The 22,148-nt window shown below is 24.2% G+C and carries 10 protein-coding genes; 4 read left to right on the top strand and 6 right to left on the bottom strand.

The features are described from left to right. Positions 1-31: 31 nt before the first annotated feature. Positions 32-1,000 carry a hypothetical protein gene (locus FOY43_RS01770; RefSeq protein WP_146308853.1) on the bottom strand — a complete coding sequence of 323 codons (969 nt, stop codon included), beginning with the start codon at positions 998-1,000 and terminating at the stop codon, positions 32-34. A 384-nt stretch (positions 1,001-1,384) separates the two neighbouring features. On the opposite strand from FOY43_RS01770, the gene FOY43_RS01765 reads away from it, so the two are divergent. From FOY43_RS01765 to FOY43_RS01755, 3 genes are all read left to right on the top strand, one after another. Beyond that, complete coding sequence (locus FOY43_RS01765) at positions 1,385-3,157, top strand: hypothetical protein (RefSeq protein ID WP_146308852.1); 1,773 nt, start codon at positions 1,385-1,387, stop codon at positions 3,155-3,157. Between the two features lie 10 nt (positions 3,158-3,167). Next, entirely contained in the window at positions 3,168-4,376 is a 1,209-nt protein-coding gene (locus FOY43_RS01760; RefSeq protein ID WP_146308596.1) for an IS30 family transposase, read from the top strand. 369 nt (positions 4,377-4,745) lie between these two features. Continuing rightward, positions 4,746-5,429 carry a LemA family protein gene (locus tag FOY43_RS01755; RefSeq protein WP_146308851.1) on the top strand — a complete coding sequence of 228 codons (684 nt, stop codon included), beginning with the start codon at positions 4,746-4,748 and terminating at the stop codon, positions 5,427-5,429. Positions 5,430-5,493: 64 nt separating this feature from the next. Here the strand turns inward: FOY43_RS01755 and parE are convergent, their stop codons facing one another. Beyond that, on the bottom strand, positions 5,494-7,419 hold the full coding sequence (parE, locus tag FOY43_RS01750; protein WP_146308850.1) for a DNA topoisomerase IV subunit B: 1,926 nt from the start codon (positions 7,417-7,419) through the stop codon (positions 5,494-5,496). Between the two features lie 65 nt (positions 7,420-7,484). On the opposite strand from parE, the gene FOY43_RS01745 reads away from it, so the two are divergent. Continuing rightward, entirely contained in the window at positions 7,485-8,216 is a 732-nt protein-coding gene (locus FOY43_RS01745) for an MAG0110 family membrane protein (RefSeq protein ID WP_146308849.1), read from the top strand. A 66-nt stretch (positions 8,217-8,282) separates the two neighbouring features. Here FOY43_RS01745 and rpsR read toward each other — a convergent pair whose 3' ends face one another. The 4 genes from rpsR to FOY43_RS01725 all read right to left on the bottom strand — a co-directional run bounded on the left by rpsR (position 8,283) and on the right by FOY43_RS01725 (position 22,136). Continuing rightward, positions 8,283-8,540 (bottom strand): 30S ribosomal protein S18, encoded by a 258-nt coding sequence (rpsR, locus tag FOY43_RS01740; RefSeq protein ID WP_146308848.1) that lies wholly within the window; start codon positions 8,538-8,540, stop codon positions 8,283-8,285. Between the two features lie 22 nt (positions 8,541-8,562). Beyond that, positions 8,563-9,348: a single-stranded DNA-binding protein gene (locus tag FOY43_RS01735; protein WP_146308847.1), complete on the bottom strand. Its 786-nt coding sequence runs from the start codon at positions 9,346-9,348 to the stop codon at positions 8,563-8,565. 31 nt (positions 9,349-9,379) lie between these two features. Beyond that, complete coding sequence (rpsF, locus tag FOY43_RS01730; protein WP_146308846.1) at positions 9,380-9,742, bottom strand: 30S ribosomal protein S6; 363 nt, start codon at positions 9,740-9,742, stop codon at positions 9,380-9,382. A 148-nt stretch (positions 9,743-9,890) separates the two neighbouring features. After that, complete coding sequence (locus tag FOY43_RS01725) at positions 9,891-22,136, bottom strand: GDSL-type esterase/lipase family protein (RefSeq protein WP_146308845.1); 12,246 nt, start codon at positions 22,134-22,136, stop codon at positions 9,891-9,893. Positions 22,137-22,148 lie beyond the last annotated feature (12 nt).

The following is a 22,148-nucleotide window of genomic DNA, read 5'->3' as shown; positions in this document are numbered from 1 at the left end:
TTTACATATTAAACTAAACAAAATATAAAATTTATTCATGTTTTCTATTTTTGAAAATGAAGTGAAATATAACATAAATTATTGCGAAAGCTACATAAATTCCTTTTATAATTCACTTAATATTTTCAATATTAGCAATTATTAACTTTTGTGTTTCTTCTGATTCTAAAAAAAACACTTCACTAAACAATGGATACGCTCCGATAAAACTACTGTCAAAAGGATTTGATATAATAACTATTCATTGAATAATTTTCAATGGTATCTGATTAGGATATACATTAAAAATTATTCTTCAAAGCATTATTAAAACAAACGGAATAACTACTGAGAAAATTAGAATTAATAAACTAATTTTTACTCAGGTAGTATTACTTATTTTATATCTGTAAAAATCAATTATTAAATAAATTAATCCTACTAAAAAAATGTAATGAACGGTTTGTTCAACTATAACTATAAATTCACTTTTTCAAAAATTAATATTAAAATTTTGAAAAGCAAAATTAGCACCATTAATCAATTGATTTCTTACGTCCTTTAATACAGCAAAAATTACAAGATCAACAATTATAAAAGTAAGAAAAGTATATAAACATAACGAAATTGATGAAATGAGCGGGATATATTTAATGTTTTTTTCTTCAGTTAGTTGCATTGCATGCTTTTTGAAATAAATACTATTGACTTTGTATTCTAAAATTATGAAAAATACAACAATTAAAATTGTTAAAAAACTATTTGAACTAAAAGAGTAATTACTAAAACTAAATATTCCATTTTTGAATATTGAACTTACTCAAACAGAATATCATCCATAAGAATTGTTATATATATTTCATGTAATATTATCTCTATGATTAACAATTCAAGGTATTGTTGATAAAATCATAAGCAAAGATATTGCTACTAAAATTGAAATTGTAATAAACCAAGGGAAATTAATTCTAAATAAACTTTTTATTAATATTTTCTTCTTATCATTAATTTTTTTAATCATACACTAATTATACTTTTTAAATTTAAAATGTTGTAAAAACAACAGTCATGTAACTATTGTTGCACTTGATAGTATGATCAAGAATGTGAAAAATATTTCATGTGACTTTTCTGTTTTTACGTTTTATATTTTTGCATAATCACCAGACTATTGCAGTTATGTTTATGAATTGTTGAAATTTCTCCAAAGAATTAAAATGTCATTATAAAACTAAAAATTAAAAGATCGAGATTCCCAATATTTATCGAATTGTTTTTAATTTTATTTACGAAAAATGTGAATGTCTATAGTGCAAATTATGAAATATTTTCATATATCAAACATTGTAAATTGTTTTTTTTTTTTTTTTATAAGCAGGGTAGAATTATAGTTAGAAAGGAATTAATGAGTGAATCAAAAAAACAAATAGACTATAAAAATAATACTTTAGAACCTATAGAAAATATATATGAAAAAAATAAGTCATCTATTAATGAAATATTAAAAAATTATTTTAGTTATCATGATAATGAAAATATTGAATACAGAAATGAAGTAAATAGTTTAACTGATTCATGTAACGATATATCTAAGAATATAAAAGATAGGAAAAAGAAAGACAAAATAATTCTAAGAAAAATTACAAATTTTTTCATTTTTATTTCTTTCTTTGTGATTGTAGGATTATTCTTTATAAAATTTTATAAAGAGAATAGTAAAATTATCTCTAGCTTTAAAGCTTTTAAACTTGAAAATTTAAAAGTAATTAGTAATCAAAAAAATAGAATTCAGTGACTTAAAACAGGTTATTTTTCAAATATTGACAATAGTACTGTTGTTGATTATGTTATGAAAAATTTTGGATTTAATCTTGAATATAGTTTTGATTTTAATTTATTAAATGAGTTATTTATTGATACGAGAAATAATATTTTTCCAAAGAATGTTATAGGTATAAAATCATTTTTAAAAATTAGGTATAAAAATACGCCTATATATAAAGTTTCACTTAGTGATTTATACTTTAAAATTATTACTACTTCCAACTCCGAAAGCTTTCCTTACAAAGCTAGAGTTAATGGCAAAATTGTTACAAAATACGAAAGATTAACTGCTTATCATAATGAAGATACACCTTTTATAGATAATAATGATTACATATTGCTTAAAACTAATTTTTCCAAAGAATTAGAATTTGACAATATTGGTGCTGATTTTAATTATAAATTTGAAAACAAAGACTTTAATAAATTTATCCAAATTACACCAAGAAGTAATTCAAAAAACTCTGAAGTTGATTTATTACAGTTTTTCACTATAAAAACACAAGAAGATTATGTAAATTGGTATAAATACTTAAAAAATACTAAGCCAATTTTTTCAAAAAAAGGTAAATTTTGAATTGTAAAAAGCAATAATGCGAATTACTCGTCATTACTAATAAATAATGAAACTAGTTCATTTAATTTTGAAGATACTATAGATTATAAGTCTTCGAAAGTTCAACAGGATGTATCTACTTATGTACAAAATGTTCTAAAGGATTTAACAACTTTATTAATTCCACCCGTTATAAGCAGAGAACTATATGAAGAGGATGGTAATTATAAAACATCTAATATATATGAAGTAGAAAAAGAAAAAGAAACTAGAAAAATAGATAACACACATTTATTAACCGTTTTAAATAGTGACAAATATTTCACATTTAAAGGACATAAACCTTCATTAAGTACTTGATTGTCGTTCGTAAGTTCTGAGGTTTATGATGAAGAAAACGGTTGCATGCTTTATAATATTAAAAATAATTCATTTTATCATAAAGATCTTATTGATAACGTTGTCGTTGTTGGTAGACATGTTGGTGCTAAAGTAATTCCAGTCAAGTATCGAAGATTTTATGATATGAGCGAATCTAAGTCAGTGTTTTTTATTGAAAATACTAAAGGTATTTTACTTCATGAATTTTCAATAATTTTGTCTCAAAAAGATATTAAGTATTTTAATGAAGCAATTTCAAAAATAGAAGCTGATGGCTATAAAGGGATTAAGTATCCTGATAAGGATGAAATTTGAACACTAATTAGATTATGATTTGGGAAAAGCATTTTTAATCGTAAAAAAGAACAGTCATACAACAATTGTTGCATGACTGTTTTATATTCTTGGTCCTTTTAGTAAAATTATAGTGCAAAAAAATAAGAAAGGAACCAATATGATTATAGCAAATATTAAAAATTCTCTTGAAAAAGTTGTGTGTATTAAAACTAAAGAAAAACATTTACCAAACAATCACTATTTAATCAAAAATTCTGAAGAAGAAATCAGAATTCTTCATTCAAAAGTTATAAATAACAGATTACTCAAAGCGAATCAAATGAACATTCTTCATTTAAATGAATGCCTAAGATTATTCAAAGAAGGAAAGAATTTTTCTAAAGTTTCAGAAGTGATTGGATTTCAAACACACACCATTAAAAAGTTATTGAAAATTTCAACAACAAATCAAGGTGATTTTGTCAAAAAATATAAAAAAGTTTGTCGCAACTGTGATCAATATATTAATTATGTAAACTATATTGATTTCCAATTAATTGCCGAACATCTTATGCTTTATAAGTCCAAAAGAACAAGACTTCATTCAAAGACTATTAAAAATAAATGAAGAGATTTTATTAGATTTTGAAAATCTGAAGTTAGTTATTATAGGAAAAATAGATTCAATAAAGATTTTACAAAAAGAGCAATCAAAGTTTCAGCTAAAGCTCTTGTTAATAAATTTAAGAAGATGTTTCCTAACAGTTTCTGCCCTACTCCTAGCACTGTATACAAGTGCTTAAAGTCAAATGAGTTTAATTTATCTATAGATATTTTGCTCTTTCTTTCTGTAGGAAAATATCACAAGAAAACTAGAAAAGTTCAAAAAAGTTCTCTTAAAAATGCTGTTAGTATTCATCAAAGGCCTGATGAGGCCAACCATAGATTAAAGGAAGGTCATTTTGAACTTGATACTGTGATTGGACAAAGCAAGGATAAGAATTGTTTGGTAACTTTATTAGATAGAAAAACTAGAAAACTTTATGTAATATTATCACGCAAAACTTCTGAGGCAGTGAAAGATGCTTTACTTGAAATGATTAAAGTTAATTCCATAAAAATAACAACATTAACGGTTGATAACGGCTCCGAGAACGTGCGCTTGCACGAAGTTATTTCTAATAACAATTTGTTTAAATGTGATGCATATTGTTCATACCAAAAAGGTTCAATAGAAAATATCCACAGACACATTAGAAGATTTATTCCTAAGGGTGTGTCTATGGATAAATTCACAAATAAACAAATTTATGTGATGAGCAAAAGAATTAATGAATATTTAACACTTATCAATCAATAATTTTACTAAAAATTTTAAAATCGGTCATGACCGATTCTTTTGGTGTGCTTTTTTATATAAAAAAGCATTATAATTATATAAATCGTAGCACTAACGTACTTCAAGGACTTTGATTAAAATGCATTGTTAAATGACTTTTCTATTTCATAAAGCATTTTTAATAATAAATTAAGTGTAAAAGAAAATGAAATTTTATCTATAATTAAAGAAATGTGCAAAATATTACCTGATGATTTTGCAATTCACTGTAATCAGGTCGGGATATCAATTTGTGTAAATAATCAAAATTGAAGTAGTAGAACAAATGTGATAAATCAATTGATTAAACTATCAAAAAAATTATTTGAAATACAAAAATAGGAGATTTTTATGTTAATAGACACTAGAATAGAACAAAGTGAACAACCTGAAATTAATGTTCAAAACCAGATTATTTCGCCTAAGGCAACAACTTCACAAAAAATTCTTTTTGCTTTAATGATTTTCTTTAGCTGCATTTTAATTTTTGGTTTAATTTACTGACCATATAAATGAATTTCATCATGACCAAATAAGTTAAATAGATTACAACTTGAAGTTAATGACGCAGCGTCATTAATCGATGTTAATTTACAAAAAAGAAAAGATACATTAGTAAAATTATTTGAAGAAACAAAAGCATATTTAAAATTTGAAAACGAAACTTTCACAAATGTTGCAAAATTGAGAAGTCTTAAGAGTGAAGGGATGAGTGAAGATGCTAAAACAACCCAAGAAATGAACACTTTGATGGAAAATATCTCAAGAGATATTAATATTTCGGTTGAAGCATATCCAGAATTAAAAGCTTCAAAAATTGTTTCTGAATTAATGAGTTCGAGTGAATATATTGAATCAGAGATTGCAGCAAGTAGAAGATTATACAATAAAAGAGTAAGTGAATTCAACACGGAAATTTTCACTTTCCCAATCTTGATTAAAGCTCAAAAGATGAAGTTGCATTCAATGTCTTTATTTGCTGCAAGTAAAGAATCTAAAAAAGATGTTGATATGTCTGGTCTTTCAAACATTTAAGAATTTTAGTTAGAATTTATCATGAATATAAAAAGTTGACATTTATTTGTCAACTTATTTTTTACTAATTCTCTATATTTAATATAAAATCATCATCCGTTGAGAAATCAACATTCTTATCAATCCACTCTCTTCTAGCTTGGACATTATCTCCCATTAACATAGTAACCCTTCTTTCGGCTAGTGAAGCATCTTTTATATCTACTTTAATTATTGTTCTAGTTTTTGGATTCATTGTAGTGTCTCAAATTTGATCAGCATTCATTTCTCCAAGACCTTTATAACGTTGAATTTCATAACTTGTTAATTTTTCAAGTACTTCTTTAAGTTCATCATCATCTCATGCATAAATGATTTCATTTTTATTTTTACCTTTTGATGTTACTTTATATAGTGGTGGACGAGCAATAAATACTCTACCATGTTCTATTAATGGACGCATATATCTATATAAGAATGTTAAAAGTAAAATTTGAATGTGAGCACCATCGGTATCCGCGTCAGTCATAATAACTATTTTTCCATATTGGGCTCTTGTAATGTCGAAATCTTTTCCATAACCAGCTCCAATAGTATTTATAATTGTGTTGATTTCAACATTTTTTAATATTTCAAGAAGCTTAGATTTTTCAGTGTTTAACACCTTACCTCTAAGTGGTAAAATTGCCTGATATCTACGATCTCTTCCGGTCTTTGCTGTTCCACCAGCAGAATCACCTTCGACTAAGAATAATTCTTTTTCTTCAACTTTTTTAGATTGAGCAGGAGTTAATTTATCAGAAAGAATTTGCTTAGTTTTAAGAATGTTCTTAGTTTGTCTCAATTCATTCTTTCTTTTGCGCTCATCATTTCTAATTTCATAAGCACGTTTTATTTTTTCAAGAACTTTTCTTGCGATTTGTTTATTTTCTGTGATTCATTGCTTCATGAATTTAGTTACGATATCCTCAACAATACCTTTAGCTTCAGGAGTACCTAATTTATCTTTAGTTTGGCCTACAAACTCCAAGATGTTTTCCGGAACTTTAAGAGAAATAATAGCAGTAAGTCCTTCACGTACATCACTTCCATCAAGTGTATTTTTCCCCTTGATAACTTTTTCTTCTTCAGCAAAAGCGTTAAAAACTTTAGTTAATGCACTTTTAAAACCAGTTTCATGTGTTCCGCCATCACGAGTTTTAACATTATTAACAAAACTTAAAATAAGTTCATTATATGTGTCAGTATATTGAAAACCAAATTCAACTTCAACTCCATTTTTTTCATCTTTGAATGAAAAAGGTTCAATTATAGGCGTTTTAGAATCATTTATAAAATTAACAAATTCTTTAATTCCATTTTCATATTTGAATGTTTCGCTTGTTTCATTAATTTCATCATTTAATACTATTTCTAAACTAGAAATTAAAAAGGAACTTTCTTTAAGTCTTTCACTTATAATGTCAGTGTTTAACTTGGCTTTCTTAAAGAATGAGTAGTCAGGCATAAAGTGGACTATTGTTCCATTTTTATTTGTTTTACCTATTGAACTAGTTCTTTTTATAATTTTTTCTTGCTCAAATTCAGTGTATCAAATTTGCCCGTCTCTAAAAACAGTTACATCTAATTTAGATGAGAGAGCGTTAACTACACTTGAACCAACTCCGTGAAGTCCTCCACTACTTTTATATGCGCCTTCATTAAATTTACCACCAGCATGTAATTCAGTAAAAACAAGTTCAACAGCGCTACGTCCATCTTCGGTTTTACCAACTGGTATTCCACGTCCATTATCTTCAATAGAAACCGAACTATCTTTGTTTATAGTTACGATAATTTTATTTGCATATCCAGCAAGAGCTTCATCAATTGAGTTATCTACTATTTCTCAAACCAAATGGTGCAAACCATTTACATCAGTTCCACCAATGTACATACCTGGTCTTTTTCTTACTGCTTCAAGACCATTTAATTTCTTTATATCTTTTTCTGTATAACTGTTTTGTTGCATAGTTTTATTATATTAAATTAATTATCTTTATTTTTAATATTATTTAATTAATATATAATTTTTGTATGAATGAATTAAGTTATGGAATTACAAAGAAAAAAACCAAAAGTTCTTATTTATCTCTGACCTTAATTTTTGTAGGTATAGGTTTATTTGTTTTTGGAGCACTAGTTTTAGGTTTAGGAATTTTTTCAAAAAATGTAGAGAGATTCATTGCAAGCAACTTTACTAATGATAGTTTTTACATTACTTATCTAGTTTCAACAATAGTATTTATTGTATGACTATTTTTATTTTCTTATCTACACAAAAAAATGCCTTTTCCAGTTTTAGTTGTTGGATATATATTTACAGTTATTTACATGGCACTTGTAACATTTATTTCAATGTATGCTAATAATATTTCAACCAATAATCTTTGATTGATTGCCTTAATATTTTTAATTAGTGTTCTATTAACTATGGCTTGTGGAATTATAGGTTATTTTGAGTTAATAAAAGTAAAGGTTATGTGAGTTTTATCAATAGTTTTACTTGTTGGATTTGTTGTATTGTTTATCACAAGTATATTTGTGTTTAACAGTACAATTGAGATGATTTATTCACTAGTTGGACTTGCGATATCAGGAATTAATATTTTCTTCTCATTCTACATTATTAGTAAGAAAAATAATGAATTTGCATTTAATTCAACTAAGGAAATGCTTAAAGAGTCTATAAGTGATGCAATATTTATTTTTATTAACATAGTTTATATGATTTGATATTTATTAAGACTTTTTGGTTCTAGAGATTAAGCCCATGGGGCTTTTTATTTTGCAAAAATAAAACTAGGATTAAATCCTAGTTAAACTGAGTAAACATTATTTTTGTACACGAACACGAACGATTGTGTATGGTAATAATGCAACAAATCTAGCTCTTTTAATTGCGTTTGATACGCTTCTTTGGTGTTTTGCACATGTTCCTGACATTGATGATGATTTAATTTGACCTGTACCACTAATGTATTTTTTAAGTAATTCTAAATTTTTGTAATCAACATAATTCATGTTTTGTTCACAGAATTCACAAACTTTTCTTCTTGAACTAAAACCTTTTTTATTTTTCTTAAAGTTCATTTTTTCTCCTATTTATTTTCTATTAATCGAAATCTAAACTATGATTAGGGTTGAAAATATCATCTTCTAATTCATCATCACTATCTAATTCAAATAAACTTGTGTCATTTTTATTAGACGAGTTTTGATCATCGAATAAAGAACTATTAAAACTATATTCATCATCTTCATCATCAAGATTACTTAAGAAATCTTGATTTTTAGAATTTTGGTTATTTGATAGGTTTAATTCATTTAGTTTTTCAGTTGGTGTAAAACTCATTTTTGTATTACCCATCTCACTTTGTGTAGAAGGTCTTGAAAAAGTTTCGTCAACTGTAAAACCAGCAAAACTATTGTTTGATGTATTGCTATATAATGATTGGTTTGAAATGTTATCATCAAATCTATGCACTTGTTGATTTGGGACACTTTGAATGCGTTCGCTAAAATCTCTTGAAGGCATATCTGCAACAAATTTATTATTAACATTTTGATTTGATGAATTAATTCTAGATTGAACAACTGATTTGGGTTCCAAAATACTAATATTATCAACATTTACTTCAAATGAAGTCACATTTGCTCCGTCTCTTTGATAAGAACTCATGTAAATTGAACCTTCCACTGCTATTAAAGTTCCTTTGAATACATTTGAAGCCATAAAATCAGCATTTGCTCTTCATACAACTAATGGAATAAAATCTGTTACATCTGTTGTTCCACGACGATTAATTGCTAATCTCACTCTAGCATATCTTATTCCACTTTGAGTTTGAAATATCCTTATATCAGATGAAACTCTACCAATCAAAAGTACTTTATTCATATTAACCCCTTATCTTAAAATCAACTATTAATTATTCTTCAGTCTTAGATGCGACTTTTCTAGGTGTTGATTTACGAACTACTTTTTTTGTAGCTTTTTTAGTGTTTGCAGGTTTTAAACCGCTTTCTGTATCAAGATTGATAACTAATTGTCTTCAAACTTGTTTTACAATGTTAGATTTACGTACAAATTCAGAAATTAATTCAGGTTTTGATTCAACTTCTGCATTTACATATTGAGCATGTTTTGATTTGTTAATTGAGTATGATAATTCGTTGATAGCTAATTTTTCAGCTTTTTTAACACCGTTTCCAAATACTTCTTTAAGTAAATCGAAAGCAACGTTAACGTCAGCTTTAGGATCAACAATCATCATGATTTCGTATTTAGCCATATTAAGCCTCCTTTTGGACATTCAGGGTTATTAAAAACCAAGGAGTAAAATTACTCTTTTATATTATATAGATTTACTATTTTTTAAAGACTTATTTTCTGAATTTTTTGGTCAATTTTTTGCAAAAAAAGACCTCATAATGAGATCTCTATTTTTTAGGACCTAAATATCCTTTTTCCAAGGCTTCTCAAAGCACTTGTTCTTTAGTTTTATTAGAATTATGTCTGTCATTTCCATTTTTTATATAGTAAATGTAAGCGAGAAGTTGATCTGGATCATAATTATTGTTGTTCGTTCAGTTCGAACGACTACCAAAAACAAATTCTTTATTAAATCCACCATTGATGAATCCTATTTTTCTATATGTAGTTTCATCACGTAAGACGTCGATTGGTTTTTTATAGATTGGGATATATAAATCATCTCACATAGCCTTTTCATGAGCAAGATTTACGATTCCTTCAAGTGTAGTTGCTCTAAGCAAGTTTGTATTTCAATATGTTACTCCACTTGGATTGTTATTTCATAAGAATCAAAGAACAATTTCAGTAACTCTAAATAAGTTTTTATATTCAACAGTGTCTTGTTTAAATGTTGGTAGAGAGTGATTAATAGCTTTTTTGAATAACTCTTCATAGAAAGGTTTAAATATCTGTGCTAAGAAGTTCTTTGCTTTATCAGGAATTGAAAGTAAGTTTAATGTTCCTATTTCAACTTTAGTACTTGTGCTTGAAGATGTGCTTCCGGGACTAAGTATAGGCTTAAGTATTGCATAAATACCAGTGTTTTTAGTTAAACTACTTGATTCAAAAATTCTATCAATTAATTTAACAAAATCTTCTGAACCAATTTGATTTATGATTTTTCCGATCAATTCAGATTTATCAAGGATCTTAACTACCTGAATTGCTGATCCATCATCATTTGAAATAATACTTAAAACACCTTTCATAACAGCTTGAGATATTTTTTCTGAAGTAATTGGATTTGCTGAACTAGGTTTTAAATTCTTGATATTATCATAAATTTTATTGATTATCTGATCAAATTCATTTGTATTAACAATTGCTTTAAGAGCATTTTTCATTACTCTACCAAATAAATTCTTATCATCCTCAATTAAATTAAATCCACTTTTTCTTAACAATTCAACAACTAATTCACCAATACCCTTTTCAAAGTCAACATCGTTACTATTTACTGTGTCGATCAGTCATTTTTTAATTGAGTTTTTAATATCATTTGATTTTGAACTATTAAGTAATTTATTAATCAATTCTCATCAAGTACTTAATTTAGCATACTCTAAATTATTATTAATCACTTCTTCAACTAAAATTGTTAACAGTTTTTTAAGGTCTTGGTTATTCAATATTTTTATAATAAAGTTATTGATTTTGTTTTTATCAAGCGTTGAAGTTTCATCTAGGAGTAATGATGGAATATCTAGTTTTTCCAATATTCTTCTTACTTTAGTTTCGTCAGAAGTTAATTTATTAATAATATGATTAATTATTTTGATAATTGTTTGTTTATTTTGTGTTACTAAATTATCTTTTAAGAATTTACTAAAAGTTGAGTATTCGGTGATTTTTAGATTGTCAAAAATTTGTGAAGAGATTGAAGTAAATAAACTAATTATGTCATTCGATGAACTAATTTGTTCAACAAGCGGATCAACCAAATTATCAATTAAATCTAATCTACTTAATAAATTGTATAAACCATCGACAATTTTATTCATAAATGTGTCAGCTTCAGGTATATTTGTTGAATTTATTTCTATAAAATCAAAGAAGTGCTTTACAACATTTTTAAGAATTTTCTTAATTGTTGGGTCTGTGAAAATATCTCTTAAAAGCAGTTTTAGCTCTTCTTTAATTGTGTTTTTTACTAAAGAATCGTCTAATGAAATTTGCACAATTTGAGTTAAATTGCTTGCTTGTGAAATTTTGTTAACTTTTGTTTTAACTGAATCTAAGATTGTGAAAATACTGTTTCTTAAATGTTGATTATCAAAAATTATAGTTATTGCAGTTTTTAATGAAGTTTCATCAGTATATTTGTAAATTTCAGTTGCAGTTGATGAACTTAAAGAATTTATAAAACTATTAGAAATAATTTGATTTCTATTTAGATATTCTAAAAGATTTGTTAAAACAACTTTTAGATCAGCATAATTTGTTGAATTTCTAAAAATGTTAGTTCCTGCAATAATTTTAATTAATTCAGTAACTTTTTGATCTAGATTATTTTCAAATTCACTTGTTAAACCATTTGAAATTGAGTTTATAACATTATTGAAGTTTACTTCAAGTCCATTAACTTTTAATTCATTAACAAGTGAGTTAATCAATTTATCAGTCAAATGTAAAGTGTTGTTAATTGAATTTGCAATTGTTAACAATTCAGATAATAGCGATTTAGAATTTATAGTATTTTTTAACAATCAGTTATTTTCAAGTTTCGTAAGTAATGTAGTAAGCGGATCTACGATAATATTTCTTACTTCATTATCATTCAATAGTTCTTTAATTACAGAGCTAAAGTTGGTTTTAAATGAATTTTGGATTTGTGGTTTATTGAAAACTTTTTTAATTAATTCATTGTAATTTTTACTTGTTGAATATTCAGATGAATTATCAATTATGTTGTAAATAATATCTCTTATTAAGTTAATGCTATTGGTATTGTTCAATATTTTTATACTTAAAGTATTAACTTGTTCACTAGTTACATTAAATTTTTCAAGTAATTTGTCCAACCCTATTGTTTTAATGAAGTTTTTAATATTTTCGACATTGTTTGATTTACTTAATATTTCATTAGTAATAGCTTTTAAAGTTGTTTTGTTTTTTGGATCATTAAATATTCTTGAAGCTAATAATTTTTGAATTATTTGAAAATTATTTTCTAGTAATTTGTTTTTAAGTTTATCAACCAATTCTTTGATTGTAGTTGTAATATTTTCTGGGTCTTTAACAATATTTAATACATCAGAAATTAATTCTTCATAGAGGTTTAATTCTTTTAGAATAGGGATTATTGTATCTAAAGTTGAACTGATTAACTCATTAATTCCATTTATATTTAGGTTAATTTCACTTTGTTTAGAAATGTATATTAATGATTTTGTCGTAATAGACTTAAATTGAACGCTTGTAATTATTTTTTCAATTAAATTATTGATATTTAATTTATTTTCATCAATAATTCCATTAATTTTAAATATTGATTTTATTAGTTCGTTAATATTATTTAAGTTTTTGAGTCATTCACGATTATTCAATAATTTAGGAACCACATTTTTTATAACACTTTGAAAATCAATGTCTTTTAAAATAAATCTAATTAACTCTACTAAATCATTTTTATTAGAATAATTAAATAATTCATTAGAAGGGTCAACTGAGTTAATTTGTTTAATTAATATATTTTCAGCAGTTCCGTTATTTATTAAGAAAATTATAACTTCTTGAACTGTTCTAGTTAAGGTGTCAAAATTATTTTTTATTGATTTATGTTCAATTACTCCATTAACAAATTCATACGGATTATCAATTATTTTTTTAGAAATAATTTGTGAAATTTCCGATGGAATTTGAACCAAGAATGAATTAGGGTCATTACTATTTTTGGCTGAATTAAGTAGTTCGACAGTTTTATCAATAATTGGATCTAATAATTCTAGATCTTTAACTAAAACATCGATTTCAGAAATTATTTCAGAAATTAATAATTCTAATTTAGTGTCATTTGTAGCACCATAACTAATTAATGTTTGTTTTAGAACTTTCTTTAGAATTTCTTTAATATTTTGATTTGTTAGTAAATCATTAATTAAGCCTTTTATATTATCTTTTAGGTTATCAAGATTTATTAACGATAACATCTTAGTTATAAATTCATCGAAGTTAGTTGCTTGTTTTAAGGCATTTACATTATTTAGCAAATCTTGAGTGATAACATTAATTATTTGAGTAAAGTTAGTATTGGTTGCTATAAATCTAATTATTTGAATTAATTCATCTTTTCCTGCATATTTAAATAATTGGTTTTTGATTGAATCTGAAAGACTATCGATTAATCGAAAAATTGTTTGTTCGTTTGAAAGTAGTTTTATTAAATTGTTAATTATTTTAATTAAGTCTTCCTTGTTTTCGTTTATTAGTTTAGAATCTAAAATAACTTTAATTAATTTAAATCCAGTTTCTTTACTATTTTCTGAATTAAAATTATTTTCTTTAATTTTGTTGAAAATGTTAGAAATTATAGAACTAATCGAAACACTAAGTCCATTTAATTTTATCTCTTCAGTAACTGAACCTACTACACTCTTAGTTAAATTTATAACTGAATCAATGTCATTATAAACGCTAATTATGTTCGAAATAAGGTTTTCCTTATTTGAAACACCTTCGAGAATTAAATCTACAGTAGGTCCACTTAATTCTTTAACTAAAATTTTCTTAATTATATCTTTTACATTAGGTTTGTTAATAAATTCTTTAATAATTAAGCTTAATGAATTTTCAATTTTTGCTCTAGTTTGGTTATTTCATAATAAAGTTTGAATAAATTCTTCTATGTTATTTGTATTTTTATAAATATTCTCTCTATTTGAAATATCATCAATAACTACATCTGTTATATCAATGATATTAGTTGAGTTAAATAGATCAATTAAAGCTTTTTTAATTTCTGATTGATTAAATTCATATTTTGATGCATATTCTGTTAAATCAATTTTATCAACTCAGTTTTCTACATTATTTGGAACAAAATTCTTTAATAATCTGTAAATAAATGATTTAACTTCATCTTTGTTTTTTGAAATTACTTTTGAATCAAAGATATTTTTAATTATTTTGTAGTGATCTTGTTTAATTAAGTCAAATAATTCAGATTTCATTTGACTAAATAATTCTTCAAATGTTGAACTTGAACTTATTTTATTATTAGCAATTTCTAAAATTTTATTTAATGAACTAAATGAATCATTTGAAATTAAAGAACTATATAAAGAATTGGTTAAAGTAATAGAAAGCTTTTCTGTTTCGCTAATTATCTTATTTTCAATTAATAAATTATTAATAATTTTGTTGAATGTTTTTGCTAAAGAATTGTTATTTAATCTTGACTTTAAAATTTCAATTATGTCTTGGTTATTATCTAACAATTGACTTTGTTTTAAAGCTGAAAGAATAATTTCTTGAGTAGTGTTTTGATTAATTCACTTATTTGATTTTAAAAGATTTGTAGCGGTATTTTTAATTAGTTGGATAAATTTATTATCACTAATTAATTCATTAATCAAGTTACTAATTTCATTTCTATCAACTCATTTATCATCGATTGAATTTGATAGATTAGTGATTTGTTGTTTGATTTTAGGTATATTAATAATATTTTCTAAACCGTTTTGTATTATGTAATTTATTCCTTGATAATTGTTTGAAATTATAGGGCTGTTAAAGATAAATTTAGCAAAATCAAGAGGATCTGATACAACTTTTTTTACTGTATCTAGTATTGAATTAGGAATTTGTGAAATTATTTGTTCAAAATTACCATTATTTTTTAATTTATCTAACTCATCAAATATCGAATCAATAATTTTGTTTAGTAATTCATTATACTCAAGAACCGTGTGTAAGTTAGTTGCGATATCTTGAGAAAGTTTTCTAACAGAATTATCTTGAGGAACTTTTGTAAATTTATAGATAATTTTTTCAATAATCAAGGAAATGTTAATTTGAATATCATGATTGTTTAATAGATTATTCACAAGGTTTTTAATATCTGTTTTTATAACATTAAAATCGATATTTTTTAATAATTCCGAAGTTAATTGACTGTAAGTTGTTACATTTTCAAGATTGATATTGTTTGTATTTAAACTATCTATTATTTTATTGATGATATTTTTGAATTCTTTTGTTCCTGTTGTGATTTCAGTAATGCTTTTTAATGATTGAATGTCTAAATATTCATCATTTTTTATTAGTAGATCTAATAATGAATTAATATTTATTACTTTAGACAAATCAGAATTAATTATATTTTTGACTATCTGTAATATATTTTGTTTATCTTCAATTCATATTTTTTCATTAAATACATATTTGATAAATTCAATTACATCTATTTCATTACTTAAATACTTGTTTTTAAAATCACTGAAAATACTTAATAAAAACTCATTTATAGAAAAGTTTTCTTTAGTAATTTCTTTTGTTAGATTATCTAGAATTAAGTTGGATAAATTAAATTTGGTGTTAGCTGAATTAATTAATTCAACAATATTTCTTGCAAATCTTGAACTATTTGTTATTCCACTAAAAACTTCTTTTAAGTCGATATTATTGAATAATTTTTGTTCAATTATTATTGATATCAACTCTTTTAGTTCTTGATTACTTAATAGTTTATCAATTATTTTCTTAATTTGTTCTGAATTTTTACTCAAGTTTTCTTGATTTTTAACAACTAAAGTAATTAATTCAGTATAACTATTAGCATTTTTGTATTTATCTATATTAGTAATTGCATCTTTTAATATTTTCTTTAATATGTTTTTGAAGTCATCGTCATTTTCTAACATATTAGTTATAGATATGAAGTTAGAATTAATTTTGCTGTTATTAATATTTAATTGTGATGCAAGATCAATATTTTTGATTTTTTCAAATATATTGATTTCATTAAAAATCTTATTGTATAAATAGTCAAAATTTTCAGATATAAATTGTTTTAATGGTGAAATAAAGTCACTGTTTAAAATTTGTTTTACAAATTCATAGTTATTTACATTTATTATTTCTAACAATTCTTTTTGAATATTTTTGATAAATTGGTCAATATCATTTGAATTTTTAATAGATTTACTAAATGCAATTGAAATTTTATTTATATTTAATTTAGATTGATCATTTTTTAAGTAATCGATAAATGATGTGGTAAATAATTTAATTTGTTCATTTGAGTAAATTAAATTATTATCTATGCAGAATCTTTCAACAATTTTATTGATGGTTTTTTCCAATTCTGCAATATCAAATTTTTGTAAAACATTTTGAGTTAATGAGGCAAGAATGTTTTTAGTTTGAGACTCATTGCTGAATATTAAAGAATTAATGATTTCTTTTCCATCATTTGATATTAAAATATCTGGATTATCTATTATTTTTTTAGTTAAGTTAAGAACTAATTTATCAAAATTAGGATCTAATTTAATTAGATTTAGTAAGCCATAAATTTCGTTTTTATCTACCAAAAGCTCAACACTTTTATCTTGTTGATATTTTATTTCAAGTAGTTTTTCGTATAACGATTCATTAATAATTTTATCTTTTATAGTAGGTAAATAAACAGTAATTAAACTTATTAATTCTTCTCTATTTGATTGAATTGAATTTAATTTCAATAACTTGTTTAATTTATTCTTAAAATCAAAACTTAAGTCTGAAGATATTTTCTTAATAATAACATCAAGTATTTGTTTGAATTCAATTAGTTTATTATTCTTATTTAAGTTATCTAATTCCTCAGCTATACTTGAAAATAAATTATTTTTGATACCTAAAATCTTAAATATTTCAGGAATATCATTAGCTAAATCACTTGATAATTTTAAGATTTGAGATTCAGTTAATTCGGTTTTGGCTGAGACTAATTGATTTTTTATAATGTTTGTTAAAAGTTTTTTAATAGATTCCGAGTTTATTAAATCATTAAATAAATTATCAAGATTTTGTCCCAATTCTTTAAATTTAAAGTTTGCGAAAAGAATCTTAAATAGGTCTTCAAAACTTGAAGCATTACCCAATTTTTCAACATTGTTAAAGAATAAATCAATGATTTGATTTAGTAATGGATTAAAGTTATTGTTGTTGAATATTTCTCTAATTAAGTCTTCAAAATCACTTTGTTGTGTAAAGATAGAGTTTGATTCAACTGATTCAAATAGTTTTGTAGTAATTGAATTCAAGAATTTAGAATCATTTTTAACTCTACTGAATAAATTGTTTATTATTGTTTTTAAGTCTGATGTTAATTTATTTATTTCTTCGTCACTAGCTAAATAATTAATAAATTCAACAATTGTTTTTTCAGTTTTTTCACTTCCAAAGTTAAATAGAGAGCTGAAAGTTAACAATATATCGTTAAGATTTAGTTGAGTTCCTTTTGATGAAAGTTGGGATAAAAGAGTTTGTATTATTTTTTGTGTTAATTCTAGTTTATCATTACTTTTAGCCAATAATTTAATTAATTTATAAATAACAAATTCGGGATTTTGTACATTTTCAAAAATTCACCCATAATCTAATTTTTGAATGGTTTTCATTAATGATTTTGTCATTAATTCTTGAACTGCTTCATTGTTTATTGCTTTTACTAATTTATTATTGATGATACTAATTAATTCTTGATCGATATTATTCGATGAAAAAGTTTGTTTTATTAATTCATCAATAATGTTTTCTGAATATATATTTGTTTTTTGAATTCCATCAACAAAGGAAACTGATATTTTGTTAATAATTTTATTAAATTCTTCATCTGTTAATTCACTTAAAATAAATCTTTTAAGTTCGCTATATTTACTTAAATCAAACTTAGTTTCAATTTCGGTTTTATCTAGCAATTTAATAATATTTTCTTGATTAATTAATAATTTAATGATATTTTGTATGAATTGAGAAGTTTTTACTGGCGAATCAGCATCTTTTATAGATTTAATTATTGAAGGTAAAAAACTTTTAAGTAAATCAATTGAATTTTTACTTATTTCACTCTTGATATTATTCAAAAATTGTTCTAAAGTTACGCTGTTTTCGAATGTATTTATAATTAAATCTAAAACATTGTTAACTTCAGATTTTTTTAATAAATTATTAATTAAATTTTCTAAGATATTTGAAACAAATTCTTCATAATTAAAAATTTCCTTATTTAATCCTAATTCTTTAGTTTTATCAATTACTAACTCAATAATTGAGGATTTGACTTTAGGTAATTTTAGTAATGAAATAATTGTTTCCTTATTATTTTTAACTTCGTTAATTATAGTTTTGTCTTTTAATGAATTATAAATAAGGGACGGAAGATCTTGATTTTTTAATTTACTTACTCAATCACCAGAAAGCAAATTATCAATAAATTGATTAATTATTACCTTAAATGAATGACCTTTTAAGTTTTTTGAAATTGTTGATATGAATTGATTATTTAAATTATTATTGTCGCCAAAAAGTAAAGTGAGCAACATATCTAAATATTTATTATCATCCTCAAGTAAATAGTTAACGGCAGCTTTAACCAAATCTCTAATAGCATTTTGGTTTTTATTTACTAAATCAGAATAAATAAGTTTATTCAAAATCTCATTGAAATTAAATTCATTTAAATTTAATAAGTTCTTTATATAAGAAATTAATAAATTATGCGTATTGTCTTTTAGCGATACGAAATTATCTGAGTTTTTTATAGCATAAAGTAAATTATCTATTAAAGTTTCGAAATTTTTATCATCTTTAATGAATGCTTCAAATATTAAAGTGGTATCATCAATTAATTTACTATTTTGTGGAGTTGTATGATCTAATTTAATAATTTCATAGAATTTTTCAAGTATTTTTCTAATAGATTTTTCAATTTCTAGTTCATCTTTTATGTATTTAATAAACTCTAGAATATTTTTTCTCTCGTTTTGAGAAAATCCCTTTGCAAGAAAGAATAGAACATCATTTATATCATTTATTTGGGTTTTTGATTTTGATTTTTCTTTTATTGCATTAATTACTGTTTTAACTAAAATGTCTTTATTGTTTTTATTATCAAGTATTTTTGATAATTTATTTTTGAGTTCTTGTGTGTTGGCAAAATCGTCAATTAATTGTTTGATATTTCCTGGAATTATTGAAAATATCAAATCACTATGGTTAATTTTTTCGCTTTCAAGAAAGTTGTACAACATCTTTTCAATAATATCGATGTTATTGTCAAGAATCTTAGAGTTTAATATTTCAAAAACAGGAATTAATAGTTGTGCAAAATCTGAGTTTGTTGATGAATTGAAGTTTAATGTTGATTTTACAGCATCGATTAGTATTTTTGAAATTTCATTATAGTTTTGATAATTATTTTTTACAAAATTAATTATTGTTTCTGTTGACACGTTAACTAAACTATTTGCTAAGTCTTTGATTGACTCGTTGTTAAGAAGTGATTGTAATAATAAATTAAATCTTTTTTCATCTACATTTATCAAAATGTCATATTGATTTAATATTTCTTTAACTTTACTAGATATAAAGTTAATTACTTCTTTATCAGAAAGTAAAATTTGAATTACTTTAGTTATTGGGTTTTTAAGTGATTTAACAGTTTTTCCATTAGAAATTATTTTTACAAATAAATCATAAAATGAATTTACTTCATCCATTTCATCTGCAGTATCCAAAAAGTCGTTAATTAGTGCAATGATTGCATTTTCTAAATCTTCTTGCTGAATAGATTTATCAATTAATTCATAAATTTTTTCTTGAGAAAAATTAGGATTATCAATTAATTTAGTTATATAAGGTGAAATAAATGTTTTAAGTTTTGAAAATAATATTTCCATTAACTTAGAGTTTTTTAAGTTAGTCGAAATTTCCCTAATTTCATTTTTATTTTGTTGTATAAAATCACTTTTAGCAAGAGTTTTCAATAAATTAATGATTGAATTCTCATTAGTTAAACTATTTATTAGAATTTTTGAAATAACACCATTGTCAAATATCGATGCTTCGGGGTTTTCTTCAACTAATTTTGTTATTTCATTTTGCAAATTACTAATTAAGTCTGATAAATAATTTGAGTTCAATAACCATTCTATAATTTGTTCAGACCTTTTGAAATCATTTTCTGTTAAGAATTTTTGAAGTATTCCATTAGGATCTACTATTTTAATGTAATCCGATTGCACTAAAGTAGAAATTAAACCTTGGGTAATTTTTTTAAAACTACCACTAACTCTTAGCATTCTTTTACCAAAATTATCTGTTGAACGTTGTGAATCTATTTGAAGTTCAAAATCATCTTTTTTGTTTATAAATTCTCAGTCACTTGTTCCTATGATTTTTTTTATAACTTCTGAGTAATTATCAATTTCAATCTGATATGATGCTGTTTGATAATCACTTTTTAAGAATTCATTTGAAAAACTAAAACTCCCCAGTTTTTCATAATCTTTAAGATTTAGGCTTGGGTTGGTGAGTTTAATAAATAAATCAACAGCTATTTTTTTATATCCATTTGTATTTGGGTGAATGTCAAATCAAATTGAACTCATTTTTTGTGCATTTTCATTTCAAAAATTATTATTTATTGGATCGATGTAGTTAATAGTTGTTTTACTTGCTGTTAATTTGATTGTATTATTTAATATATCCGTAAAAAAGTCTGTTAAACTAAAGTTTTTAGCAATATCGCCGGCAAATTCTTTGGTAAAGTCATCAATCATGTATTTCAATTTTAAGAAAGGATTTGGGTATGAAATAAAGTTAATATTTGCTTGTGGAGATATACTTTTAATTTGTGAAGCAAAAATTTGAAGTCTTCTTGAAACTTCTTTTATTGAATTGTCTAAAATTTTTTTAACATCTTCAATCAAAGGTCCGAACGTAGGATTGTCATTAAGTATTAGTTGAATACTTTGTGTAATATTACTTCCTTTTATTGCATCTATAAAAGTGTGTATAAAATCATTTGCACCAATTGATAGTGTAATTAAATTAGAGTTTCTTAATTGTTCAACTATTTCATTAGCTAACAATTTGTAATTATTACCAAAACGACTTATTAATTTAGTTTCATCAACTAGATTTTTTGAATTGGTACCAATTTGCAATAAATCTATTCATTCACTAATAGTCGAACCAGTAACTGAGTGATTATCGAAACTGTCAAGTCTATTTATTTCATTGAATAATCTCGATAAGTAAGAAGGATAACTTAGCCCTGTTACAACTCCATTTTCATAGCTACCTTTATAATCTTGATCTAATGTTCCATCAAAACCAGCTGTAATAGAATCTCCAATTGCAACATATCTAATTTTTGTATCTTTTGAAATTAGATTACTTGATTTAATTCTTTGTTCAGGTAGATCAATGTTAGGATTGTCTTTGACAACGTTATCAAAGTCAATAGTATTGTCATCAGAAGGATTTATAATTTCGAATTTTTTATCTTCATCATCTTTTTCTTTATCTACAGGATTCCCGCCACGATCAACTTGTCTTGGTTTGTGTGTAGCAATTCATGTTGAAACACCCCCGATAACACCTATTCCAATCATTGCAGAAATTGAACTAACAATAATTAATTTTTTCTTTTTCTTCTTCATTTCAACTCCTTA

Origin of the sequence: Mycoplasma anserisalpingitidis, assembly GCF_007858495.1 — a bacterium.
GTDB lineage: Bacteria > Bacillota_I > Bacilli_A > Mycoplasmatales > Metamycoplasmataceae > Mycoplasmopsis > Mycoplasmopsis anserisalpingitidis_A.
Note: the sequence above shows the minus strand (reverse complement) of the source record. Positions and strands in the feature narration are given on the sequence as shown.